Source organism: Rhizobium sp. NZLR1, assembly GCF_017357385.1.
Classification (GTDB): domain Bacteria; phylum Pseudomonadota; class Alphaproteobacteria; order Rhizobiales; family Rhizobiaceae; genus Rhizobium.
Map to the genome: position 1 here is coordinate 694,356 of NZ_CP071632.1, position 23,316 is coordinate 717,671.

Annotated in this window: 20 protein-coding genes; 11 read left to right on the forward strand and 9 right to left on the reverse strand. The window is 61.7% G+C overall.

Annotated elements, in window-relative coordinates:
* Positions 1 to 15 precede the first annotated feature (15 nt).
* From J3O30_RS03490 to J3O30_RS03505, 4 genes are read right to left on the reverse strand one after another with little or no spacing between them, the layout of a single operon-like run.
* On the reverse strand, positions 16 to 1,635 hold the full coding sequence (locus J3O30_RS03490; RefSeq protein ID WP_207582900.1) for a VOC family protein: 1,620 nt from the start codon (positions 1,633 to 1,635) through the stop codon (positions 16 to 18).
* A gap of 21 nt (positions 1,636 to 1,656) precedes the next feature.
* The gene (locus J3O30_RS03495; RefSeq protein WP_207582901.1) at positions 1,657 to 3,252 is read right to left on the reverse strand and encodes a response regulator; all 1,596 of its coding nucleotides are present in this window, start codon (positions 3,250 to 3,252) and stop codon (positions 1,657 to 1,659) included.
* A gap of 4 nt (positions 3,253 to 3,256) precedes the next feature.
* On the reverse strand, positions 3,257 to 3,682 hold the full coding sequence (locus tag J3O30_RS03500) for a response regulator (protein ID WP_007633372.1): 426 nt from the start codon (positions 3,680 to 3,682) through the stop codon (positions 3,257 to 3,259).
* Positions 3,669 to 5,810 carry a PAS domain-containing sensor histidine kinase gene (locus J3O30_RS03505; protein ID WP_207582902.1) on the reverse strand — a complete coding sequence of 714 codons (2,142 nt, stop codon included), beginning with the start codon at positions 5,808 to 5,810 and terminating at the stop codon, positions 3,669 to 3,671. Before J3O30_RS03505 ends, J3O30_RS03500 begins: the two co-directional genes overlap by 14 nt.
* A 194-nt stretch (positions 5,811 to 6,004) precedes the next feature.
* Between J3O30_RS03505 and J3O30_RS03510 the strand changes: the two genes are divergently transcribed.
* The 3 genes from J3O30_RS03510 to J3O30_RS03520 all read left to right on the forward strand — a co-directional run bounded on the left by J3O30_RS03510 (position 6,005) and on the right by J3O30_RS03520 (position 8,033).
* Entirely contained in the window at positions 6,005 to 6,382 is a 378-nt protein-coding gene (locus tag J3O30_RS03510) for a response regulator (protein WP_207582903.1), read from the forward strand.
* 478 nt (positions 6,383 to 6,860) lie between these two features.
* A complete protein-coding gene (locus tag J3O30_RS03515) occupies positions 6,861 to 7,565 on the forward strand; it encodes a LuxR C-terminal-related transcriptional regulator (RefSeq protein WP_207582904.1) in 705 nt (234 codons plus the stop codon).
* A 30-nt stretch (positions 7,566 to 7,595) separates the two neighbouring features.
* A complete protein-coding gene (locus tag J3O30_RS03520; protein WP_207582905.1) occupies positions 7,596 to 8,033 on the forward strand; it encodes a response regulator in 438 nt (145 codons plus the stop codon).
* A gap of 3 nt (positions 8,034 to 8,036) precedes the next feature.
* On the opposite strand, the gene J3O30_RS03525 is transcribed toward J3O30_RS03520, so the two are convergent.
* The 4 genes from J3O30_RS03525 to ybaL form a co-directional block, all read right to left on the reverse strand.
* The gene (locus J3O30_RS03525; protein WP_207582906.1) at positions 8,037 to 8,753 is read right to left on the reverse strand and encodes an ATP-binding protein; all 717 of its coding nucleotides are present in this window, start codon (positions 8,751 to 8,753) and stop codon (positions 8,037 to 8,039) included.
* Positions 8,754 to 8,933: 180 nt separating this feature from the next.
* Positions 8,934 to 11,480 (reverse strand): protein translocase subunit SecD, encoded by a 2,547-nt coding sequence (gene secD / locus J3O30_RS03530; protein ID WP_207582907.1) that lies wholly within the window; start codon positions 11,478 to 11,480, stop codon positions 8,934 to 8,936.
* A gap of 84 nt (positions 11,481 to 11,564) precedes the next feature.
* A complete protein-coding gene (locus J3O30_RS03535) occupies positions 11,565 to 11,945 on the reverse strand; it encodes a hypothetical protein (RefSeq protein WP_207582908.1) in 381 nt (126 codons plus the stop codon).
* A gap of 52 nt (positions 11,946 to 11,997) precedes the next feature.
* Positions 11,998 to 13,815 (reverse strand): YbaL family putative K(+) efflux transporter, encoded by a 1,818-nt coding sequence (ybaL, locus tag J3O30_RS03540; protein WP_207582909.1) that lies wholly within the window; start codon positions 13,813 to 13,815, stop codon positions 11,998 to 12,000.
* A gap of 79 nt (positions 13,816 to 13,894) precedes the next feature.
* Here ybaL and J3O30_RS03545 point away from each other — a divergent pair, with 79 nt between their 5' ends.
* Entirely contained in the window at positions 13,895 to 14,149 is a 255-nt protein-coding gene (locus tag J3O30_RS03545) for a helix-turn-helix transcriptional regulator (protein WP_207582910.1), read from the forward strand.
* Between the two features lie 24 nt (positions 14,150 to 14,173).
* On the opposite strand, the gene J3O30_RS03550 is transcribed toward J3O30_RS03545, so the two are convergent.
* The gene (locus J3O30_RS03550) at positions 14,174 to 15,595 is read right to left on the reverse strand and encodes a glycosyltransferase family 39 protein (RefSeq protein WP_207582911.1); all 1,422 of its coding nucleotides are present in this window, start codon (positions 15,593 to 15,595) and stop codon (positions 14,174 to 14,176) included.
* Positions 15,596 to 16,220: 625 nt separating this feature from the next.
* Between J3O30_RS03550 and J3O30_RS03555 the strand changes: the two genes are divergently transcribed.
* The 7 genes from J3O30_RS03555 to cheB all read left to right on the forward strand — a co-directional run bounded on the left by J3O30_RS03555 (position 16,221) and on the right by cheB (position 23,315).
* Positions 16,221 to 17,849, forward strand: coding sequence for a globin-coupled sensor protein (locus J3O30_RS03555; protein WP_207582912.1), 1,629 nt, complete (start codon positions 16,221 to 16,223; stop codon positions 17,847 to 17,849).
* A gap of 63 nt (positions 17,850 to 17,912) precedes the next feature.
* Positions 17,913 to 18,209 (forward strand): STAS domain-containing protein, encoded by a 297-nt coding sequence (locus tag J3O30_RS03560; protein ID WP_207582913.1) that lies wholly within the window; start codon positions 17,913 to 17,915, stop codon positions 18,207 to 18,209.
* Complete coding sequence (cheY1, locus tag J3O30_RS03565; RefSeq protein ID WP_017958972.1) at positions 18,206 to 18,571, forward strand: chemotaxis response regulator CheY1; 366 nt, start codon at positions 18,206 to 18,208, stop codon at positions 18,569 to 18,571. Before J3O30_RS03560 ends, cheY1 begins: the two co-directional genes overlap by 4 nt.
* Positions 18,572 to 18,588: 17 nt before the next feature.
* Positions 18,589 to 20,898: a chemotaxis protein CheA gene (locus tag J3O30_RS03570; RefSeq protein WP_207582914.1), complete on the forward strand. Its 2,310-nt coding sequence runs from the start codon at positions 18,589 to 18,591 to the stop codon at positions 20,896 to 20,898.
* Between the two features lie 4 nt (positions 20,899 to 20,902).
* The gene (locus J3O30_RS03575) at positions 20,903 to 21,370 is read left to right on the forward strand and encodes a chemotaxis protein CheW (RefSeq protein ID WP_207582915.1); all 468 of its coding nucleotides are present in this window, start codon (positions 20,903 to 20,905) and stop codon (positions 21,368 to 21,370) included.
* A complete protein-coding gene (gene cheR, locus J3O30_RS03580) occupies positions 21,367 to 22,275 on the forward strand; it encodes a protein-glutamate O-methyltransferase CheR (RefSeq protein WP_207582916.1) in 909 nt (302 codons plus the stop codon). The genes J3O30_RS03575 and cheR overlap by 4 nt, the downstream gene beginning before the upstream one ends.
* Positions 22,272 to 23,315, forward strand: coding sequence for a protein-glutamate O-methylesterase CheB (gene cheB / locus J3O30_RS03585; RefSeq protein ID WP_164006523.1), 1,044 nt, complete (start codon positions 22,272 to 22,274; stop codon positions 23,313 to 23,315). The genes cheR and cheB overlap by 4 nt, the downstream gene beginning before the upstream one ends.
* Position 23,316 lies beyond the last annotated feature (1 nt).

Genomic DNA, 23,316 nt, shown 5'->3' on the forward strand with positions numbered 1-23,316 from the left:
TTTCGGAAACGACGCTCAGCGATTCTCCTGCAGCAGCCATTTCTGGATGATCGGCACGTCGGCATCGCCGAGATCGTGGCCGCCGGGAATGACGTCGGAATCGACGGTGGCGCCCGAACTCTTCAGCCGCGCTTCCAACTCGTTGGCATATTTGCCGTAGGCATCGGTCTTGCCGCTGATGACGAGCAGGTCGGTGCCTTTGAGATCGGCATGCGGATAGTCGCTGAGAACCGGCATGGAGCGCAGCAGCACTGCCTTGTGAACCAGGTTCGGGTGCAGGTAGAGCAGCGAATTCAATAGGTTGGCGCCATTGGAATAGCCGACATAGACGACTTTCTGAGGATCGAGCCCGTAGGATTTGACGGCACCCTCGATAAAGGCAGCGAAGGCCTCCGCCTCGGTCTTGATGTCGTTCTGATCGAAGGAGAAGGGGGTAAGGCGCTTGTACCAGCGCGGAAAGCCTTCCTCCGTCGCGCGGCCGCGCACGCCAAGCAGCGTCGCACGCGGTGCCGCCTTGTTCAACAGTGGCATCAGCGTCGTCTCATTGCCGCCGGAGCCGTGCAGCAGTACGAAGACGCTGCCGTCGGGGTCCGGCGGCGTATAGAAGCGATGGACGAATGGCAATTCGCGGTAATTGATGCGCGGTTGGCCGGGCATGGCAAATTGCGGCAGCATGACCTTCAGGTCGTGGAGATTGGTGATCGCTTCGGGCGGCGCGAACAGCTTCGACCCAAGGGCGGCCTGCTGTTCGTCAACGGCCATGCCCGGCTTGTCGGTCGCCAGTTCTATCAGCGTGCCGCCGGGCTCGCGGGCATAGAGCGAGCGGAAATACTTGCGGTCGTGCATGGTGGTCGGCGAGGCGTCGGTCGCCTCGAGTGCGTTGCGGACGGAAAGCAGCGTCTCCTCGTCCGCGGCGCGGAAGGCGACGTGATCGACCGTGCCGGTGCCCGGCGCGCCGGACCAGAAGCCACGCGCATCGCGCACGTCGATGACGTCGCCGGATTGCGAAATCAGCCTGTCGATCGTGCCGCGGCTCGCCTGCAAGCGGTAACCGAAATGGCTTTCGAGAAAGCTGCGGCTTTCGGCAGGCTTCTCGGTCAGCATGGTTACCCCGCGCACGCGCTGGACGGCATGTTCGACCGGGATCGATGCGCGGTCCCAGGCAGCCGGCGACACCAGGGTCTTTGCGCCCGCGAGCTTGAGGATGATGTTGTCCGGATCCTTCAGCCGCAGCACAGGCTCGCCGAATTCAGCGGCCGGCCCTTCCGAGCGCAGGCCGAAACTCATGGCTCGCGTCAGCCAGTAGCCGATGCTGGCGGGGTCGATCGACAGTGATATTTCACTGATCTGGCCGAAGCCCGCCCGGCCTGGCGCGCCATCTTCCCAGGCGAGGAAGGTGAGGAGCGAACCCGGCGTTCCTGCCGCGTCGCCGTAGAAGAGATGAAGTTGTGTCGCGTCCTCGTAGCCGGCCGTCTGCTTGACGAGCCGCATGCCGAGAAAACCGACGTAAAAGTCCACGTTCGCCTGCACCTTTCGGGTGACGGCCGTCACGTGATGTATACCTGATACCATCGGAAGCAGTCCTGATTGAAGCGGTGTCGTCAGGAGCGCGAGTATGAGAGCTGCGAAGGTCATACCGTTGCCAATGACCACCGCTTAGTTTTGTTCCGCACAAAGCGCAAGCGAATCGCCGCGCTGCAGCAACTCCAAATGTTCGACATCTTCGAGTGCCTCTTCGAGTTGCTGCAGGGTCGGCGGCTTGACCATATAGGCGCGCGCGCCGAGATTTCTGGCCCGCTGTCGGTCGCTCTCATCGCCTGACGTGCTGAGAATGCAGACAGGAATCTGGTTGAGGCGGATATCGGCGGAAAGCGCACGCAGCACCTCGAAGCCATCCATGATCGGCATGTTGATGTCGAGCAGCATCAGGTCGATTTGCGGCACATCGGCGCTACCGGCGCGTTCTTCGAGCAGCCGCATCGCCTCGCGTCCGTTGGTGGCGACATGCAGGTGGAAATCCACCTTCTCCCGCCGCATCAGCTTGATCTTCAGAAGTTGGATGTCGGCCGGGCTGTCCTCCACTAGCAGCACTTCGGCGAGCCGGCCTGCACCTTCGCCTGGCTGCTCCGCCGGCTTGCTGTTGTGCGGGATGGCCGAAACAGCAGGCGGCGCGGGCCTCGTCTCGGAGAGCGGCACGTCGAGAATGAAGGTGGCGCCCGGCCCATTTTCCGCCTCGCACCAGATCGAGCCGCCGTGCAGCTGTGCGATGCGGCGGCAGATGGCAAGGCCGAGCCCGGTGCCCTCGATGCCGCGGCCGACGAGGCGCTTGAATGGCTGGAAGATCAGTTCGCGATGCTGAGGATCGATGCCCGGCCCGTTGTCACGCACGGTGAGGCGACAGAAATCGCCATGCGCTTCGCCCGAGATCGTGACCTCCGGAACCTTCTGCTCGCAGTAGCGGATGGCGTTCGACACGAGATTCTGCAGCAGCTGGGTCAGCAGCGTCGCATCGCCCATAACCTCCGGCAGCGCCCCGCGGATGATGACGGCGCCGCGGCTTTCGGTCTGCTGGCGCAGATTGTTCTCCACCTGATCGAGCACATCAGAGAGTGAGACCGGCGTCAGCACTGGCCCGCCGGAGGCCTCGAGTCTGGTGAAACCCGACACCTTGACGATCAGATCTTCCATATGGTCGGCGGCGCTGAGCACGTAATCGAGCAGTTCCCGGTCTTCAGCCGGAAGCGCTGCAGAACCGTGCAGGATGCGGCTGAAGGATTTGATCGTCCGGAGCGGCTCCTTCAGATCATGGGCCATGGCGCGCGTGAAGATCTCGAGCGATTGCCGCTTCTGCTCCAGCTGTGCTTCCAGCATGCCGTGCATGATGGCGTTCTGGATGCAGCGATGCAGTGTTTCGGGCGACAGCGAATCCTTCGTCAGATAGTCGCGCGCGCCGCTCTTCATCACCTCGACGGCAACGGTTTCGTTGCCCTGGCCGGTCAGCATGATGACGTTGGCGGCGGGATCGTTCTCCAGGATATCGGCAAGAACGCCGAGCCCGTTGCGCCCCGGCAGCGAATAGTCGAGCAGGATGCAGTTCGGCCGTTTCCGGCCGTTCAGCGCAAGGCCCTCCTCACCCGTTTCCGCTTCCAGGACGGAATAGGCGGTACTGGAGACGCGGCCCAATATGCGGCGATACGCCTCGCGATCGTCGATATTGTCGTCGATGATGAGAATGCTGCAGTTTTCCGCCAATCTGTCAGTCCTCGAGCGGCAGGATGGCGATTTCGAACCAGTATTCCTTCAGCCGCTGGATCGCCCCGAAGAGCCCGTCGAGATCGACCGGCTTCTGCACATAGGTATTGGCGCCGAGCGCATAGCAACCTTCGATATCGCGTTCGTCGTCGGAGGTGGTGAGGATGACCACCGGGATCTTGCGCCAGCCGGCGTTCGACTTGATCGCCTCCAGCGTCTTGCGGCCGTCAAGCCCTGGCATGTTGAGATCAAGCAGGATCAGCCCCGGTTTCGGCACCATCGCGCCGAGCATGTCGAGCGCTTCCTGGCCGGAGGCCGCCCAGCGGATCGAGTTGCGCAGGTTGGTGCGTTTGAAGGCGCGCATCGTCGCTTCGAAATCGTCTTCGCTGTCCTCGACGATCAGGATGGGTTGCGTGTCACGCTGCTGCATTCTGCCCCTCGCGCTTTTTTCCCAGAGTAAAATAGAATGTCGTGCCGGCGCCGACCTCGGATTCCAGCCAGATATCGCCGTTGTGCCGCGCGATGATCTTGCGGACGAAGGTGAGGCCTGCTCCGGTGCCGTCGTCGGAATCCTGCGACTTTTCCAGCCGTTTGAAAATGCGAAAAATGTCCTCATGGAATTCCTGGGGTATGCCCTTGCCGTTATCCCTGACGAAAAAAACGTTGCGGGCAACGGTACCGTCCTCGCCTACGAACCGATCGAGATAGCCGATCGAAACGAGCGGTGCCGACTTGTCATTGTATTTGATCGCATTGGTGATGAGATTGCGGAACACCTCGGTCAACCGCGGCGCGTCGCAGACCACATCAGGCAACTGGCCGTCGATAATGACCTTGGCATGCCGCTCCTCCAGCAGGAGTTCCATCGTCGCAACGACATCCTTGACGATCAGACCGATATCGGTGCGTTTGACCGCCAGCTGCTGCCGTCCGAGCCGGGAGAAATAAAGCAGGTCGTTGACGAGTTTTTCCATGCGCTGGCTGAGGCGCACCAGCCGGTTCAGTCGGCGCACGCCATCGTCGTCGAGCTTGTCCTCATAGTCTTCGAGGAGAAAACGCGAGTGGTTGTGCAGGCCGCGCAGCGGTTCCTTGAGATCATGCGAGGCAATATAGGCGAATTCGTCGAGGTCGTGGTTGCTGCGCTCGAGTTCGGCCGTATAGGCCTCGAGCTGGGCAAGTGTCGTTTTCATCCGCTCTTCCTGCCGGGAGCGCTCGCTGATGTCACGCACGATGCCGACGAAGATCTTCGTATCGCCGGTGGCGACGGCGCTGATGGAAACGTCGATCGGAAAGACGATGCCGCTGTTGCGCCGTCCAGAGACCATGCGCGTCTTGCCGATGATACGCTCCTCGCCGGTCCGCCGGTAATGGGCGAGATAGCCGTCATGCTCGGAATGGTAGGGTTCGGGCATCAGCATCTTGATATTCCGGCCGATCGTCTCCTGCGGGGAGTAACCAAACATGCTTTCAGCCGCCGGGTTGAAGCTCCTGATCGCTCCACTCTCGTCGATGACGATGACGGCATCGGGCGTGCCGCGAACCAGCGCGCCGAAACGGACCCGCTCGGTTTCGAGGTTGTGATTGTTGCGCATGAAATAAAAGATGAGGATCGCGATCAGCCACAGCGTCGCGGCCGTGATCGTGCGGTTGGCGATCTCCTGCCAGAATGCTGCCTCGTCGTGCTTGACGGCGAAAAAGCCGAGCATCAGCAGCACGGTGCAGGCAAAGGCGAAGAAAAGCGGCGCGTTCCGGTTACCGAACCAGAGCGCCGTCAGCACCAGCGGCACATAGAGAATGCCGTTCGCAACACCGAGCGGCGTATAAAGATCGACGAGAAGGCCGGTGAAGCAAACCGCAGCTGGGATCCAGAGCGGGATCTGCGCTCGGTTTGCCGGCAGCAACCACCAGGAACGGGCGAGAAGCCCCGAGCCGAAGATCACGATGCCGACCGCCGTATGCACCGCCATCGCCGCGTAAGGCCCCCAGCGGTAACCCTGTTCGGCATCGGTGATATAGCTGGCCAGGGCGATCATGCCGAGGGTGATGACGACGTAGCTCGTCAGTTCCTGCACCACCTGGCTTTTCCTCACCGCGTGGAGAGAGAGCAGCAGCGAAAGATTGGCGATCAGGAAGACCAACGCCGTGTTCGGCCCCATGCCGCCGCCGATCTGCGCGATGAAATCGGGCGGGATGACGAAGCGGGCGATCAGCAGGTCGACATTGTGGAAGGTCCGGCCGAGCGTCGCGATTTCGACGAGCCGGGCCGCGGCGATTGCCGCCGCAAACCCTGCCATGATCGTTGCCGCGATCCGAAAACGACGGACAGCCAGCGTCGAGGCGGCAAGTCCCACGCCGGAAAGCACGAAGCAGAGCGCGGTGTTGAAGGCCATCGATGGAAAGCCGGGAACCAGCGAAATGATCACCGTGATCTGCAGCAGCCAACCGGCAACGGCGCTCATTCCGAGCAGGACCATCAGGCCGCCAACCGCAATCGCGAAGCCACGGTAGCGCCACCGCCTCCGTTGGTCCTGCAGGTCCACGTTGGACTTATCCTGCACTCGTCGTGTCCTCCTCGGTTCGCGCGGCCATTTTTTCCGAAATCGAGGAATACTCAATAGGCAGGGGAGGGCGGTGCTGCGCTTTTTGCGAAATGATTTTTCGATAAGATGGATCGAATTTTCGTGAAACCGCGATATCGTGACGTTGAAGGACAGCGAAGTTCATTCGAACAATATCCAAATCATGGTGCTGAATGCCTACCATAATTTACGTCGATGACAGCAGGGATGATCTCTTCTATCTCGACTATATCCGCAGGAAGCAGCAGATAGAGGTTGATCTATTCTGTTTTTCGACCGCCGAGACGGCGCTGGCGGCGCTGGAACAGCGTGCGGCGGAAGGCTGGGCCCTGCCGGAGCTGCTGGTCGCCGATCTCTACATGCCGCTCGACGGCGGCATTGCCTTGGTGAGCACGCTGCGTCGGGACGATCGTTTCAAAGCGATGCGGCTTGCCGTCTGCAGCGGCTCGGATGCTGCCGAGGATCGTGCGCGCTCACTTAAGGCCGGCGCCGATGCCTATCTGGAAAAGCCGCTTGACCTCGCCAGGATTCTTCTCAATCTTGAGATGTAGGAAACGGCGAGCGCCCGGTAACCCATACTCCATTCTTTGTCCAAGCCATATGACGAACCGCAATTGACAAGGTCGAGGACGCATCACAAGATGCAACCGACGCGAAGGAAATGGTACGCAAAATAAGCGTTGAGAGAACCGATCAACCCGCGTTCGCCGCCACGAACATCAGCCAACCCCTTAGCTGAATGGGCCTGTCGGCTCTCTCGCGCTTACGTCTGGCACTGCCTTCTCGCATTCATGGATGTTGAATGCAGGAAGAATACGATACCCAGGTAAGAACTACTGCCCTCAGTAAAATCTGCCCGTGCATCACTTGTCGTTGAGATAATTGATGATTTCCGCCTTAGATATCGAAAGTCCCCGTTTTCGATATTCGTCATCAACCGTCTCGCAATTTTTGTAGCTCTTCGCGTTAAAGACGTATATCCCAAGATTTCGGGATTGGAGGTATTGGCGGAGGAGAGGAAGAGTGGGAATGAATAATGCCCCGGCAATTCCCTTTCACGCCGGACCGGAACTGAGCCGGGCGATCAATCGCACCGATTTTTTCCGACTGCTGAAGTCGGCGGCGCAGCACTACAACTTCGATCATTTCGCGCTGGCCCGCATCTCCGAGGCTTCGGCCCCTTTCGCTGAACGCGATGTCGTCATCACCAATGTCGCCGAGCGGCGTGTCGGCCTTTTCATCACGACGTTGAAGGAAGCGCTGGGGACCGTCCGGGCAAAGTCCGCCCAGTTTCTGGCAACCCCGGTTCATGGCAGAAGCGCACAGCCGGAAGACTATCGCTCCGATCTCGTTTTCAACGAGTTCCGGAGTGGCGTCTTTTTGTTCATCCCGCTGTTTACGCCGGAAGGGCGGCGCTATTGCCTCGTGCTCAGCGGCGAGCGCCAGGAGCCGGATCAGAGCGAAGTCGCCGACATGCTTCTCGACGCCATGCGCATTTTCGACAAGCTTTATGAGGAAATCTTGACGCAGGAAATGTCCGGACGGCTGACCCAGCGCGAGCAGGAAATTGTCAAATGGACGAGCGAAGGCAAGACGTCGGCTGAGATCGCCATCATTCTCGGTCTTTCCGAACACACGGTCAATTCGCACATCACCGCGGCCGCACGCAAACTTGACGCTGTCAACCGCGTTCACATGGTGGCGATCGCCTTGAGGAATGGTTTGGTTTCGTGACGGTGGTTTCGGGATTGGGGAAATGAGACGATGATCACCGAAACGGGCCGAAGGAACGCCGTAAAAGTTCTCTTTGTCGACGACGAATTCATCGAATTCCGTGCGCTCAAGAAGAAGATCGCCGATCTCTCCGAGCCGGCCGTCGAGGTTGAATATTCGCCATCGATCGGTGACGCGCTGGAAAAGATCCGCTTGGAGCGTTTCGATCTGATCCTGCTCGACAACCGCCTCCTGCCGAACGCCGATTTCCGCGAAACGGTACCGGAATTGCGCGGCATCGGTTACACCGGCCCGATCGGCGTCGTCTCGACCGATATATCGGGCGGCTATTTCCAGGAATTCCCGAATTACGGCGTCGATTTCCGCATCGGCAAGGATGAAATCGATGCCCAGACGCTGCAGCACATCATCCGCGAATATGTGACCTACGACGTCCCGGATTTTTGGAAGGACGACTACAGTATCTAACGATCAAGCGATGGGAAGGCGGATGACGAAGCGGCTGCCGCTTGCATCCGAATGTTCAAGGCTGATATCGCCGCCAAGCGCTGTTAGAAATTCCCGCGCCGTCGTCAATCCGAGACCGGCGCCCTGGACCGCTCCCTCCTTGGGCAATTTCCAGAACGGCTCGAATATCCGCTCCCGATAAGCCGGATCGATGCCCATCCCATTGTCGGAAATCCGGATCAACCAATCGGTCCCCTCTCGCTCCGCCGCAATGCCCACATGCGGGGGCGCTTCGCTGCGATAGATGAGGGCATTGGTCAGCAGATGCCTCAGCGCCAGGCCGAGCAGGGCAGGGTCGGTGCGGATGGAGGGCAGGCCTTGGCTCTCAAGCGTCGCGTCGTGGGTCGCCGTCTCGTCGGTCAGTTCGCCCCAGACATTTTCGGCCAGCGCCTGCAGATCGACCTCTTCAGGCGTCACCTGAGGTGTTCCGCCGGCAAGGCTCATCAATGCCTTGGTGAGGCGCTGCGCGACTTGCGCCTTTTCCATGATCATCCTGAGGCTCTGAAGCTGTTCGCCGTCCAGCGTCTCCTCGAGATCGTCGAGCAGCAGCTCGGCATACATGGCGATATGACGGAGCGGCGATTGCAGGTCGTGCGAGGCGGTTGCGAGAAAACGCTTGATGCGCTCCTCGCTATCGCCGGCAACGTTGGTTTCCTGCGGTCTCGTCGGGTTGGATGACATTGGCGCTTCCCCGATCTTTTGGCGGAGAATTCCGAAACCGGAATCCGGATCTAACTTATTGAAGTTGAGCATGATGCCGAAAACGCTCACATTTTTCGCCATCGCGCTTTGGTCGACAATAGAAAGAGCGCGCCGGTTCTGCAACCGGCGCCCTCTTCAAGATGCGTTTACACGCGGATTTTAGCTCGCTGACTTGCGTGGGCGACCCTGTTCCGGCGGGATGATTTCGACTGCGCCGTCGGTTGCCGGTGCCTTCGCATGGCGGCGGCGCCAGTCGCCGAGGAAGAGCAGGATCGGTGCCGCGATGAAGATCGAAGAGGCGCCGGCCACGAGAATGCCGAAGACCATCGGGATCGCGAAGCTTGATACGGCGCTGCCGCCCCAGATCGCCATCGGCACCAGCGCGAGGAAGGCCGTCGCATTGGTGTAGAGGCTTCGCGCCAGGGTCTCGTTGATCGACTTGTCGATGATCTCGCGCAACGGCATCGACTTATAGAGCCGCATGTTTTCGCGCATGCGGTCGTAGACGACAACCTTGTCGTTCACTGAGTATCCGACGAGCGTCAGGATGGCGGCGATGGCTGTCAGGTTGAAGTCGAGGCCGGTGATCGCGAAGAAGCCGATCGCCTTGGTGACGTCGAGCACCAGCGTGACGATGGCGCCGACGGCAAACGGCCATTCGAACCGCACCCAGATGTAGATGAGCATCGCGAAGCTGGCGATCACCACCGACAGGATGCCGGCCCAGGCAAGCTCGCCGCTGACCTTCGGACCGATGACGTCTGTGCCTTCGACGGTGGCGCCCGGATCAATCTTGGCGACTTCGGCCTTCAGTTTGGTCACCGCTGCCGTCTGCGCCTCTTCGCCGCCTTCCTGCCGTTGGGCACGCACAAGAATGCTGTTTTTGTCGCCGAAGGACTGCAATGTGATTTCGCCGAGCCCGAGAGTGTTCAGGCCATCGCGAAATGTGCCGAGATCGGCCGGGCCGCTGGTCTTGACGGACATCTGGATGCCGCCGCGGAAATCGACGCCGTAGTTCAGACCCGGATGGATGAACAGCAGGACCGAAGCGATCGAAAGCAGCGCCGAAACGGTGACCCCGAAGAAGCGCGCCTTCATGAACTGAATGTGCTTGTCATAGGGGCTGAACGGGATCAGCGGCCGGATGTTCAGCACCTTGAGCTTGCTGCGGCGGGTGATCTCGATCATCGCGACGCGCACGAAGGCGACCGAGGTGAACATGGAGATGATCAGGCCGAGCGCCATGGTCACGGCGAAGCCGCGAACCGGCCCGGAGCCGAAATAAAACAGGATGGCCGCAGCGATCAGGGCCGTCATGTTGCCGTCGATGATGGTCGAATAGGCACGGCGGAAGCCGGTATCGATGGCGGCGAAGGCACTCTTGCCCTTGCGTGTTTCCTCTCGGATGCGCTCATTGATCAGAACGTTGGCGTCGACCGCAAGACCGATGCCGAGCACGACACCGGCAATGCCTGGCAGCGTCAGCGTCGCACCCACCAGCGTCAGGGCCGAGAAGGTCAGGATCGTGTGGATCAGGAGCGCGATATTCGCCAGAACGCCCCAAGTGCCATAGAGAACGAAGATGAACAGTGCGACGAGCGCAAAGCCGACGAGGCCGGAATAAATACCCATCTTGATGGCGTCGGCGCCGAGGTCGGCGCCGACGGTGCGTTCCTCGATGACCGTCAGCTTGGCGGGCAGGGCGCCGGCGCGCAGCATGGCGGCAAGCGTCGTTGCGCTGTCGGCCGAGAAGCTGCCAGAGATCTGGCCGGAACCGCCGGTGATCGGCTCGCGGATAACAGGCGCGCTTAGCACCTTGTCGTCGAGGACGATGGCGAACGGATTGCCGACGTTCTGACGGGTGATTTCGGCAAAGCGGGTGGCGCCGGCGCTGTCGAAGCGGAAGCTGACGACCGGCTCATGCGTGTTCGGATCGAAGCTGACGCGGGCGTCCGAAAGCCGGTCGCCGGAGATTTCGACGCGGTCGAGGACCGGATAGGACCTGCCTTCCTCGTCCTTCAGCATGGTCACGCCAGGTCCCGCCTCGTTGTTCGGCGCCAGCATGTGGAACGACATCTTGGCGGTGGAGCCGAGAAGCTCGCGCAGGCGCGACGGATCCTGGGCGCCCGGAAGCTGGACGAGCACGCGGTTGGCGCCGACGCGCTGGATGGTCGGCTCGGAGACGCCGACCTGGTCGACGCGCTGACGGATGACTTCAAGGCTCTGCTGGACGGCATTATCGACATTGGTCGAGATGCCGGCCGGCGAGAAGCCGATGGTGATCGTGGCGCCGTTCGCGGTGACATCAAGATCCGTCTGGCCGGCGCTGATGCCGGTGCTGATCGGATTGGCGAGCGTCTTGAGGTCGGTGACGGCGGCATCGCTCTGCGCGGCATCGGCGAGCGTCACGACGATCTGGTTCTGGCTGCGGACGACGGCCTTCGGCTGGATGCCCTTTTCGCGCAGCACGCGGCGTGCGTCCTGAAGCAGCGATTGCAGCCGCTCCTTGGTCAGGTCCGCTTCGTCGACTTCCAGAACGAGATGCGAGCCGCCGCGAAGGTCGAGGCCGAGTGACACCTGTTCATGCGGCAGCCATGCTGGCACGCGCTGAAGGACGGATTGCGGCAGGACGTTCGGCAGGGCGATCAATAGGCCGAGAAAGATGATCACGGTATAGGTGAACACCAGCCATGGTGAAGTACGCATGTTGTATTCCTTAGATAATCGGGGGGCCGGCGCTCGGGCGCTGGCGGCATGTCGTCAGATGTCGGAAGCGCCTCGGCGCAAACGTCAGGCAGCAGCCGGCGGTGCGCGCGGCTGATGGGTCCTGGAGACCACGGCATGAAGCAGAGCTTCGGATGCCGGAAAAGCGGCCGATATGTTCCATCCGGCGAAATCGACAACCGGGGCAGCGACAAGGGCGGGCGATCCGGCATCATGAGCTGCCTGCTTCGGCGCAAGCTTGCGCTCGGTGGCGAGCAACCCGCGCACGGCATCGCGCGCAGTCAGCTGCGGCGGTTGCGGATCACGGCCGGAGGAGGAAAGCGTATTGACGGCAGCGGCCGGCGAGATGACCAGATTGCCGCCGAAAAGCAGGCCGAGATAGGCAAGGATGGCGACGAGGAGAGAAGCGGCGACACGGTTGGTCAGACGGTGCTGGTCCAGCTCCATCTTCTCCGTCCCGGCGATGTCACTCCCGTATCGGCTCAAAAGCGCGCCAATCTCATTCTCTTTGCGGCGGAGCGTCATCCGCCGGGATAATTGTATCAGGCCCACGCTCGTCTTCATAGGGCACACTCTCATGATGCACTTGGGCGAGCCGGTCAACCATACCCAGCGCGATTTCACGCTCGCCCATGATGACGGTGTCGGCGCCATAGTGCTTCAATTCATCGACCTCGGCGTCGGAATGGGCGCGGGCGACGATGAGGATCGACGGATTGACGCTGCGCGCCTGCTCGGCGATGCGGCAGGCCTCGAAGGCGTTCGGGATGGCGATGGCAAGGCTGCGGGCGGCGGAAAGGTTGGCGAGGTCGAGCGTTTCCCGCATCACCGCATTGCCCATCAGGGTTTCGATACCCTGAGCTTTCAGCTCGCCGATGCGCTTGTCGGAATCCTCGATGACGAGGAAAGGTGTGGCTGACGATTTGAGATTCTGCCCGACGATGCTGCCAACCCGCCCGTAGCCGACGAGAATGGCGTGGCCGCTGAGAGCGGTCGGGTACACCTCGTCGTCTTCGGGCAAAATCTCCTCCTGGGCGGCGATCGCATCTGCCGCGAGAGGGGCCGCCACCACCTCTTCCCGCTTTGCCCCGTCCAGCAGCGGCCGCACGCGGTCGCAGAGGAAGAACAGCAGCGGATTGAGGATGATCGAGATGATGGCGCCGGCAAGGATCAGATCGCGGCCTTCCTCCGGCAGCAGCCCGAGTTCGACGCCGAGGGCGGCGAGGATGAAGGAGAATTCGCCGATCTGGCCGAGGCTGGCCGAAATCGTCAGCGCCGTGCTAAGCGGCTTCTTGAAGGCGAGCACGATCAGCAGGGCGGCGACGGATTTGCCGATGACGATGATGAAGATGGTGGCGAGGATCGGCAGCGGCTTGTCGATCAGGATGTTCGGATCGAACAGCATGCCGACCGAGACGAAGAAGAGTACGGCAAAGGCGTCGCGCAGCGGCAGGCTTTCCTGTGCGGCGCGATGGCTGAGTTCGCTTTCTGCAAGCACCATGCCGGCAAAGAAGGCGCCGAGCGCCAGCGACACGCCGAAGAGCTTTGCCGCTCCGAAAGCGACGCCGAGCGCAATCGCCAGTACGCCGAGCCGGAACAGCTCGCGCGACCCGGTATGGGCGATGCGGTGCATCGTCCATGGAATGAGCTTGCGGCCGAAGGCCAGCATCAGCGCCACGAACAGCGCCACCTTCACCAGCGTCATGGCGATCATGCCGCCGATGCCGAGATCGAGGCCCAACAGGCGGTTCAGCCCGGCCGAGAGCGGCTCGACAGGCGCGTGACCCTCACCGCCGATGCTGGCTGCGGCCGGGATAAGCACCAGCGCCAGCACCATGGCGAGATCCTCGACGATCAGCCAGCCGACGGCGATCCTGCCGCGCTCCGTTTCGACCAGGCGCCGCTCCTGCAGCGCTTTCAACAGCACCACGGTTGAAGCGACCGAAAGCGCCAGGCCAAAGACCAGGCTGCCGCCGGTCGGCCAGCCCATGAAGGCGCCGAGCCCCCAGCCGAGCAGCGTCGCGAAGGCGATCTGCGCGATCGCGCCTGGCACGGCGATGCCGCGCACCGACAGCAGGTCTTTCAGCGAAAAGTGCAGGCCGACGCCGAACATCAGCAGGATGACGCCGATCTCGGCAAGTTCCGGCGCCAGGCTCTGATCCGCCACATAACCCGGCGTGTGTGGTCCGACCAGCACGCCAGCTATGAGATAACCGACGAGCGGCGGCATCCGCAGCCGATGGGCAAGCGCGCCGAAGATGAAAGCCAGCACGAGGCCGCCGACGATTGTCGAAATCAATGGCGTATCGTGCGGCATCGCTGTCTCCCGATCTGGAAATCCCGTTCGTAATATGACATATATGGTTTATATCGACCAATATGGGTAAGTTGAAATTATGGGTCAAGGCGCAAGGGAAACAATTCTCACTCCCGCACTCTGCCGCGCGGCGCGCGGATTGCTCGATTGGACCCAGACCGATCTTGCCGACAGGGCCGCCGTCTCGCGCAGCACCATCCGCGATTATGAGGGTCGCCTCCACGACATCCACCGCGCGACGGAGGCGCAGCTGCGCCTCGCCTTCGAGGAAGGCGGCGTCAAATTCGTCGAGATCGATGGGGCGGGTACCGGCCTCTGCCTGTCCACGGCATAATTCCTCAAATCGGAATCGATCGACTCAGGGCGCCAGGCAGGTGGCGGAGACCCTGTAGACGGAGAGCGACTTACCCCTGTAATAGCCCTCCGTCGGCTGCCAGTTCTTCAGAACCTCGGGCGTCTCCGCGGCGCAGGTCAGGGACCCATCCGTGAGGAAAAGCACTTTGCCGGTGATGTCGGCAGGTAGAGCGAATTCCTGTTCGTAATAGCTCTCCGGAAAGCCGGCCGGCGCCCGCGCATAGATCCGGTAGGATGCATCGCGCAGCGTATAGAAAAGATCGGCGACCATGTCGCGATTGTCGGTGACGATGATGTCGGTGCCGGCCTGAGCTGCGAGTGCGGCGGCCTCGCGGCTGACCTCGGCGCGGCCGAGATAGCGCTTCATCAGTTCGTCGCCGTTCGGCAGCAGCAACTGCTGCGGAAAGATCGTCGCCAGCGGAAACAGCAGGCTGGCGATGCCGTTGATGGTGAGCGACAGTCTCAGGCCCCTCGGCCACATCCGATAAAGCAGCCAGACGGCAAGGATGGTCCCGGCGATATAGGCGGTCACCGCCCAGTTCGCATAGGCCTTGGCGACCGTTGCCTGTAGCGTGATCAGCACCACCACCGGCATCGACAGCCAGACCAGCATCTTTTCCCGAGCGTCGCTCCTGCCCTTGATCATGCGATAGACTGCCCAGAGCATCGCAAAGAAGATGATCGGCCCGACGACGCCGAATTGGGCGGAGAAGAATTCAAACCCGCGACGGAGATTGATGCCGAGTTCGCTCCAGTGGGCGATGTCCTGCGTATGCCGCACCGTCGTATTATTGTGCTGCAGGTTCCACCAAAGGTTCGGCAAGGCAACCACCGTCGCGATCGCGACCGCAATGATGAAATCCCGGATGGCGATGCGCGCCGCCGGAATGAAGAGGAGAGCAAGCGCGCCGCCCGGAACGACGAACAGCACGGCGTATTTCGTCATGAAGGCGAGGCCGACGCCGAGGCCCATGACGAGCGCGAGCCCCACCGAGCGACGCTGCGTCAAGCCGAAATAGGCAAACAAGCTGATCGCGATGAAGAACAGCAGGATCACGTCGGTCGAGAAGAATACCGAGGAAAGTGCGACGCCCGGGAGGGTAATGTAGGTGGCGCCTGTCCACCCTTCGATCTCCGGGCCGACGAAACGCTTTGCAACTTTCATCAGAACCAGTGCCGCCGCCATGTGGATCAGTGGTCCGGAGAGCCTGATCCAGTAGATGGCGTTGGAGCCGGAAAGCTCGGTCATCGCCCGGATCACCCAAGCGATCATCGGCGGTTTGGAATAATAGCCGAGATCGAGATTCTGCGCCCAGAACCAGTACTGCGCCTCGTCGACGAACAGGTCCGTCTGATCGAAATGCAGCGTAACGACGCGCCAGAGCGTGAAGCCAAGAACGATGAGGAGACCAGATCTGGGGGACATAAGCGAGTGTTCCGCTGACATGAAAGGCGCCAGTGCGATACACCAAAGGTGCCGGACTGCCAACGGGGATGGATGGGTTTTAGAACACCCGAAGCGCGCGGATATCGCGGTTTGCGGCGAGAAAATCGAGGCGGGCGACGGCGGCGAGCAGCGTCATTGCAATCAAGCAGGAACCCAATCCGAGAACAATCATTGCTCTGTCCTTGTCGACGTCATGTCTTGGTTATCGACCGGCGTATATCACGGAGCTTGCGTGTGCCTTGTAGCAGCCGTGCAACTCCGCAGCAGTATTTGCTGTGAACGGCCTTGAATTGCTTCAAAAGCCGGTGCTGCCAAAGGCTTATTAACCTTCAAGCAAGGAATTAACCATAAACATTGGTTTACACGTCGGAATGGGAAGATTCACTCGTTCCCACCAGGCATGACGCCGTCCCGCCGTACCGGGTTGATCCGGTATCCATCTCTTCAGACAGCTCCGAAACATAGCTGATCAAGGGGCTTCGATCCGCCGGTTGTAACCGGTTGGTGAGGACCGTCTCCAGACCTGCGTTTCGACGGATGCTGCAAAAGTTTTTGGCCGGGCTTTCGCTCGGAATGTGGTCGGGGACAGGCGTTGAGGCAGGATATGCCATCAGATCAGGCTCGTGGAGCGCAGGCAGGCAGCTTGCGCGACCGCCTGCGTTTTGTCGGTCTCGATGCCGACCAGTGCGAGCTGGTGCGCCGCAATCGACCGGCCCTCGAAGCGCATTTGAAGGCAGGTCTCAGAGATCTCTTCCACAGGTTCCAGTCATTCCCCGACGCCGCGCGTAATTTCGAGAGCGAGCGCCAAGTCGAGCGCCTGCATGATCTGCAGTCCTCGCACTGGGATGTGCTGACCGATGCGCGGTTCGACAGTCTCTATGCCGAGCGCGTCAAGGTTCTCTCCGATACCGAAAGCAAGATCGGCCTCGATCCGCGCTGGCACGTGGCTGGCCATGGCGTCGTGCTGGAGCATGTTGTTTCCGGTCTCGCCGAGCAGATCGCCGGCCGATCGTTGCTGCCGTCCGCCAAGCGTCGCACCCGCGAAATCTCCGATCTGATGACAGCGATCATCCGCATCGTCATGGTCGATGTGGAAATCGCCGTCTCGCTCCGCTTCAACGCGCAGCGCGCCGCTGAACAGCGCGCGCTTGCCGATCAGCGCGCCGATAACGAGGCCGAGATCGTCAGGATCTTCGGCGATGTCATCGAAGGCCTGTCGGCACGCGACTTGACGCGGCGCGCGCCCGTCGATGGAGCCCATGCCGCGATCGCCGCCGCGCTGAACGGCGCATTGGATGGCCTCCAGGCCGAGTTCACCGCCATCACCGAGCGCACGCTCAAGGCCGAAGCGGCGACAGGCTCGCTTGCCGGCCTGTCCAGGCAGTTCGCCGGCACGGCTTCGGACCAGGCCGACCGGCTGCAGCTTTCTGCCGCTGCCCTTGCCGGTATCGCCGGCAGTGTCCGCGACGGTGCTGCCGACAGCCGCACTGCCGAACAGGCCGCCGCCTCGACGCGCGCCGCCGTCGAACAAAGCGGCGAGGTCGTCGGCCGCGCGATCAGCGCCATGGCCGATATCGAGCAGTCAGCCGAAAAGATCGGCCAGATCATCGGCGCGATCGACGAGATCGCCTTTCAGACCAATCTTCTGGCGCTGAACGCCGGCATCGAGGCCGCTCGCGCCGGCGATTCCGGCCGCGGTTTTGCCGTCGTCGCCCAGGAGGTCCGCGCGCTGGCCCAGCGCTCGGCCGAAGCCGCCCGCGAGATCAAGACGCTGGTGACGACGACCAAGGCCCAGGTCGACGCAGGCGTGCAGATGGTCGGCCGCACACAGGATTCGATCGGCAGCATCGTGCGTCAGGTCACCGACATCAATGCCGCCATCGCGGGCATCGCCACCCGAACCGGCGAACATGCCGCAAGCCTCGACATCGTGACTTCAGACATCAAGGGCCTGGGTAGCGAGGTGGCGGACAGCGCCGGCCTTGCGGAGCGCTCCGCCGAAGGCGCCGACCACCTTCATACCGTCATTCTCGAACTCGGTCAGACGATTCGCGAATTCCGCATCGCCCGGGAAAACGCCAATGCCGGACGCCCGGCGCCGGTTCGTGTGACGTCGCCGCGCGCCATCGAAGCCGCCGCCCGTCCGGCTGTGGCCGAAGACGAATACGAAAATGATGATTTTAGCCTTCCGCGGCCGTTCGCAAGCGTCGGAGGTGGGCGGAATGTTTACTAACCTATCGGATGATTGCCTCAGCTCGTCTTCTCGGGCCGGGGACAAGGGGACAAGGAAAAGCTGATGGCAGCAAAGAAGAGTGGCAAGACGCTGGATTTGACAGCGGTGCTCGACCTCAACGAGGCTTCCGCCTTGCGCGACAAACTTCTCTCCCTCAGGGGTAGCGGCCTGTCAATAGACGCTTCCGGCGTCGAACGGATCGGTGCTCTTTGTGCCCAGGTTCTGATGTCCGCCGAGAAGACCTGGGTGCAGGACAAGCAGCCATTCACCTTCTCCAAGGTGTCCGACGCATTTCAGAAAACCATGCAGCTGGCGGGCGTCAATATTGATCACCTGCTTGCCAAGGAGATTCGGCAATGAAGAAAAAAGTTCTTACCGTGGATGATTCCCGCACCATCCGAAACATGCTTCTCGTGACGCTGAACAATGCCGGCTTCGAGACGATTCAGGCGGAAGACGGCATCGAGGGTCTCGAGATTCTCGAAGAGTCCAATCCTGACGTCATCGTGACCGACATCAACATGCCGCGCCTCGATGGTTTCGGCTTCATCGAAGGTGTCCGCCGCAACGAAAAATATCGGGCGATCCCGATCCTGGTCCTGACCACCGAAAGCGACGCGGAAAAGAAGAACCGCGCCCGCCAGGCCGGTGCCACGGGCTGGATCGTCAAGCCTTTCGATCCGGCCAAACTGATCGATGCCATTGAGCGTGTAACCGCTTAAACCCAGGATTTGCACCGATGGATATGAACGAAATCAAAGAGATCTTTTTCCAGGAGTGCGAGGAACAGCTCGCCGAGCTGGAATCCGGTCTTCTGAAATTGAATGATGGCGATCGCGATCCGGAAACCGTCAATGCGGTGTTTCGTGCCGTGCATTCGATCAAGGGTGGCGCCGGCGCCTTCGGCCTTGATGATCTGGTCGCCTTCGCCCATGTTTTCGAGACCACTCTCGATTGCGTTCGATCCAACAAGCTCGAGCCGACCCAGGACGTCCTGAAGGTGATGCTGAAGTCGGCCGACGTGCTCGCCGACCTGACGAATGCTGCGCGTGACGGCGGCAGCGTCGATGAAAGCCGCAGCCGAAGCCTGGTCAAGGAGCTCGAGGCGCTGGCCAACGGTGAGTTGCCATCTCCCTCGGCATTGGCCGAGGCGCCGGCCCCGAAGGGCGCAGCAAAGCCCGTGGCCAAGGCCGTTCCGGCCGCTGCGGCGCCGACAGTCAAGCCCACCGACGACAGCGGCTTCCAGCCGGTCCCCTTTTCCTTCGACGATTTTGGCGGCGAGGGCGGTGCGGACTCCGGCATGCCGGCCTATGAAGTCATCTTCAAGCCGCGCTACGAACTCTATTCCAAGGGCAATGACGCAACGTTGCTGCTGCGCGACCTCTCGCGCCTCGGCGAAATGACCATCTATTGCAATACCGACGACCTGCCGGGCCTGGAGGAACTCGATCCGGAAGGCGCTTATTTCTTCTGGAACGTCACGATCAAGACGGACAAGGGCGAGGACGCCATTCGTACCGTCTTCGAATTTGCTGAGTGGGATTGCGAACTGACGGTGAAGCCGGTCGAGGAAGCAAGGGCCGACGCGACCAGCAACGACGAACTGCCGATGGTGCCGGTTCCCTTCGATCTGTCGATCCTGGATGAGAGCGGCGCAACGGAAGAAGTTTCCGCCGCCAACGCAAGGGCCGAGGAGACGGCCGCCGCCGTTGCCGCCGCCGAGACCGCCTCCAACGTCACGCAGATGGCTTCAGCCGCCGCCCGTGTCGAGAAGAAGGAATCGGCCGCCGCCGCAGCAGCCGCTGCAAGTGCTGCCGCCCAGAACAACGCCGCCGCCGGCGCCGGCCAGACGATCCGCGTCGATCTCGACCGTGTCGACCGCCTCATCAACCTCGTCGGCGAACTGGTCATCAACCAGGCGATGCTGTCGCAGAGCGTCATCGAGAACGACACGACCGGTACCTCCTCGATCAACATGGGTCTCGAGGAGTTGCAGCAGCTCACCCGCGAGATCCAGGACTCGGTCATGGCGATTCGCGCCCAGCCGGTGAAGCCGGTGTTCCAGCGCATGTCGCGTATCGTCCGCGAAATCGCCGACATGACCGGCAAATCGATCCGCCTCATCACCGAAGGTGAAAATACCGAAGTCGACAAGACGGTCATCGACAAGCTGGCCGAGCCGCTGACCCACATGATCCGCAATGCCGTCGACCACGGCATCGAAACGCCTGAAAAGCGTGCAGCCGCCGGCAAGAACACCGAAGGCACGGTCCGCCTGACCGCCAAGCATCGTTCAGGACGCATCCTGATCGAGCTTGCCGATGACGGCGCCGGCATCAACCGCGAGAAGGTCCGCCAGAAGGCGATCGACAACGACCTCATCCCGGCCGATTCCAACCTGTCGGACGAAGAAATCGACAACCTGATCTTCCTGCCGGGCTTCTCGACGGCCGACAAGATCTCGGACATCTCCGGCCGTGGCGTCGGCATGGACGTCGTCAAGCGTTCGATCCAGGCGCTCGGCGGCCGTATCAACATCACCTCCAAGCCGGGCCACGGCTCGGTCTTCACCATGAGCCTGCCGCTGACGCTCGCCGTCCTCGACGGCATGGTGGTCACCGTCGCCGGCCAGACCTTGGTGGTGCCGCTGACTGCGATCGTCGAAACCCTGCAGCCGGAAGCGGCCGCGATCCACTCCTTCGGTGCAAACCACCGGCTGATCTCGATCCGCAACAGCTTCTGCCCACTGGTCGATGTCGGTCGCATCCTGAACTTCCGCGCCACCCAGGCCAACCCGGTCGAGGGCGTGGCGCTTCTGGTGGAATCCGAAGGCGGCGGCCAGCGCGCCCTGATGGTCGACGCCATCCAGGGTCAGCGCCAGGTGGTCATCAAGAGCCTGGAAGCGAACTATACCCATGTGCCGGGCATTGCCGCCGCGACCATTCTCGGTGACGGGCGCGTCGCTCTCATCCTCGATGTCGACGCGGTCGTCGGCGCCTCGCGCGGCCAGTCGCTCAAAGCGGAAATGTCGTTAGCAGCGGTAGGGTAAGGCAATGTCGTACGCCGTAAAAAATCTGAACGAGGGGGATCGCGAGCTGATCGCGTTCCGCATCGGGGATCAGGAATTTTGCGTGAACATCATGTCGGTTCGTGAGATCCGGGGCTGGACCCCGGCGACCGCGATGCCGCACTCGCCTGCCTATATGCTCGGTGTCATCAACCTGCGCGGCGCGGTGCTGCCGATCATCGACCTTGCTGCCCGGCTTGGCATGAAGCCGGCCGATCCGACTGCCCGTCATGTCATCATCGTCGCCCAGGTCCGGCGCAAGGTCGTCGGCCTGCTGGTCGATGCCGTCTCCGATATCCTGACGGTGACCGACGAGACCGTCCAGCCGACGCCCGAGATCTCCTCCGAGCTCGAGCGTCAATTTGCCCGCGGCATTCTTGCCATCGACAAGCGCATGATCTGCCTGATCGAACTCGAATCCCTCTTTCCCGAGACCGAAAGCGAAGCCGCATGAACGCAATGGGCGCAAAAGATCAGAGGCAGGGATCCGACGAGGTGCTGGCGAGCGGTGAATATCCGCTGACACGCCGCGACCTCACGGAGATTGCCGCGATGATCTATTCGGATGCCGGCATCTTCCTCAACGAGACGAAGGCGTCGCTCGTCTATTCGCGCCTGTCGAAACATATCCGTAATCTCGGTCTGTCCGGCTTCCGGGAATATTGCGACCTCGTCGCTTCGCCGGCGGGAGCTGCGCCGCGCCGCGAGATGCTCTCGCATCTGACGACCAATTTTACCCGCTTCTTCCGCGAAAACCATCATTTCGACCACCTGCGCGACCATGTCCTGCCGGAACTTCTGCAAAGGGCGAGATCGGGCGGCAGGGTGCGCATCTGGTCGGCCGCTTCCTCCGACGGGCAGGAACCCTATTCGATCGCGCTCACGGTGCTCTCGCTGATGCCGAATGTCGCCGATTACGACTTCAAGATCCTGGCAACCGACATCGACCCGAAGATCCTGGCGATCGCCCGGGCCGGCGCCTATGACGAAAGCGCGCTCGAAACCGTTTCGCCCGCCATGCGCAAGCAATGGTTCAGCGAAGTCGAGATCCAGGGCCGCAGGAAGTTCCAGGTCGACGACCGGGTCAAGCGGCTGATCACCTACAACGAGCTGAACCTGATGGCGCAATGGCCGTTCAAGGGCAAGTTCGACGTCATCTTCTGCCGCAACGTCGTCATCTATTTCGACGAGCCGACGCAGATGAAGATCTGGCAGCGTTTCGCCGGCCTGCTGCCGGAGGGCGGGCATCTCTATATCGGCCATTCCGAGCGTGTGTCGGGCGAGGCAAAACACGTCTTCGACAATATCGGCATCACGACCTATCGCTATACGGCCAAAGGTCTCGGGAGGAAGGCATGAGCGCGCCGGCAAGGGTTCTCGTTGTTGACGACTCCCCGACGATGCGGGGTCTGATCACCGCCGTCTTGAGTTCGGACCCCGAGGTCAACGTCATCGGCCAGGCCGGCGACGCGCTGGAAGCGCGCGAGGCGATCAAGCGGCTGAACCCCGACGTGGTGACGCTCGACATCGAGATGCCGAACATGAACGGTCTCGATTTCCTCGAAAAGATCATGACGCTGCGTCCGATGCCTGTCATCATGGTCTCGACAATGACCCACCGCGGCGCCGAGGCGACGCTTGCGGCACTTGAGATCGGTGCGTTCGACTGCGTCGGCAAGCCGGGGCCGGGCGAACTCCGGCCCTTCGGCGACCTCGCCGAGAAGGTCAAGGCTGCCGCGCGCACGCAGCGCCAGTTCTCCCATCCGGTTGCCCCCGCAGCACCCCCGCCCTCCGTCGCCGATTTCCGCGTCGGCCGCAAGATCGTCGCGATCGGCTCGTCGACCGGCGGCGTCGAGGCGCTGATCGCCGTGCTGCAGAAGTTTCCGGCCAATTGCCCGCCGACGGTCATCACCCAGCATATGCCGCCGACCTTTACCAAGAGCTTCGCCGAACGCCTGAACCGCCTCTGTGCGCCGGTGGTGCAGGAAGCAACCGACGGTGCCCGGCTCGAAATCGGCAAGATCTATCTGGCGCCCGGCGGCGAGCGCCATCTCCAGGTCAGCAGTGCCTCGGCGCCGTGCTGCCGTCTCGTTGACCGCGCGCCGGTCAACGGTCACCGGCCATCGGTCGACGTGCTGTTCGATTCGGTTGCGGAGTTGGCGGGCCGCAACGCCGTCGGCGTGATTTTGACCGGAATGGGCCGCGATGGTGCCGCCGGATTGTTGAAAATGCGTCACGCCGGCGCCAGAACACTTGGCCAGAACGAAAAAACCTGTGTCGTTTACGGAATGCCAAGGGTTGCCCATGAACTTGGCGCCGTTGAGCAGCAGTTGCCCCTGTCTGCCATCGGGGAAGAAATATTGAAAATGACAGCCGCCCGAAAGGAAGGGACCGAATAAA

Excerpts from the sequence above, each read along its gene's own strand:
- J3O30_RS03490 (WP_207582900.1), bottom strand. The coding sequence starts at position 1,635 with ATGACCTTCGCAGCTCTCATACTCGCGCTCCTGACGACACCGCTTCAA.
- J3O30_RS03500 (WP_007633372.1), bottom strand. The coding sequence starts at position 3,682 with ATGCAGCAGCGTGACACGCAACCCATCCTGATCGTCGAGGACAGCGAA.
- J3O30_RS03510 (WP_207582903.1), top strand. The coding sequence starts at position 6,005 with ATGCCTACCATAATTTACGTCGATGACAGCAGGGATGATCTCTTCTAT.
- J3O30_RS03515 (WP_207582904.1), top strand. The coding sequence starts at position 6,861 with ATGAATAATGCCCCGGCAATTCCCTTTCACGCCGGACCGGAACTGAGC.
- J3O30_RS03520 (WP_207582905.1), top strand. The coding sequence starts at position 7,596 with ATGATCACCGAAACGGGCCGAAGGAACGCCGTAAAAGTTCTCTTTGTC.
- J3O30_RS03525 (WP_207582906.1), bottom strand. The coding sequence starts at position 8,753 with ATGTCATCCAACCCGACGAGACCGCAGGAAACCAACGTTGCCGGCGAT.
- secD (WP_207582907.1), bottom strand. The coding sequence starts at position 11,480 with ATGCGTACTTCACCATGGCTGGTGTTCACCTATACCGTGATCATCTTT.
- J3O30_RS03535 (WP_207582908.1), bottom strand. The coding sequence starts at position 11,945 with ATGGAGCTGGACCAGCACCGTCTGACCAACCGTGTCGCCGCTTCTCTC.
- ybaL (WP_207582909.1), bottom strand. The coding sequence starts at position 13,815 with ATGCCGCACGATACGCCATTGATTTCGACAATCGTCGGCGGCCTCGTG.
- J3O30_RS03545 (WP_207582910.1), top strand. The coding sequence starts at position 13,895 with ATGGGTCAAGGCGCAAGGGAAACAATTCTCACTCCCGCACTCTGCCGC.
- J3O30_RS03550 (WP_207582911.1), bottom strand. The coding sequence starts at position 15,595 with ATGTCCCCCAGATCTGGTCTCCTCATCGTTCTTGGCTTCACGCTCTGG.
- J3O30_RS03555 (WP_207582912.1), top strand. The coding sequence starts at position 16,221 with ATGCCATCAGATCAGGCTCGTGGAGCGCAGGCAGGCAGCTTGCGCGAC.
- J3O30_RS03560 (WP_207582913.1), top strand. The coding sequence starts at position 17,913 with ATGGCAGCAAAGAAGAGTGGCAAGACGCTGGATTTGACAGCGGTGCTC.
- cheY1 (WP_017958972.1), top strand. The coding sequence starts at position 18,206 with ATGAAGAAAAAAGTTCTTACCGTGGATGATTCCCGCACCATCCGAAAC.
- J3O30_RS03570 (WP_207582914.1), top strand. The coding sequence starts at position 18,589 with ATGGATATGAACGAAATCAAAGAGATCTTTTTCCAGGAGTGCGAGGAA.
- J3O30_RS03575 (WP_207582915.1), top strand. The coding sequence starts at position 20,903 with ATGTCGTACGCCGTAAAAAATCTGAACGAGGGGGATCGCGAGCTGATC.
- cheR (WP_207582916.1), top strand. The coding sequence starts at position 21,367 with ATGAACGCAATGGGCGCAAAAGATCAGAGGCAGGGATCCGACGAGGTG.
- cheB (WP_164006523.1), top strand. The coding sequence starts at position 22,272 with ATGAGCGCGCCGGCAAGGGTTCTCGTTGTTGACGACTCCCCGACGATG.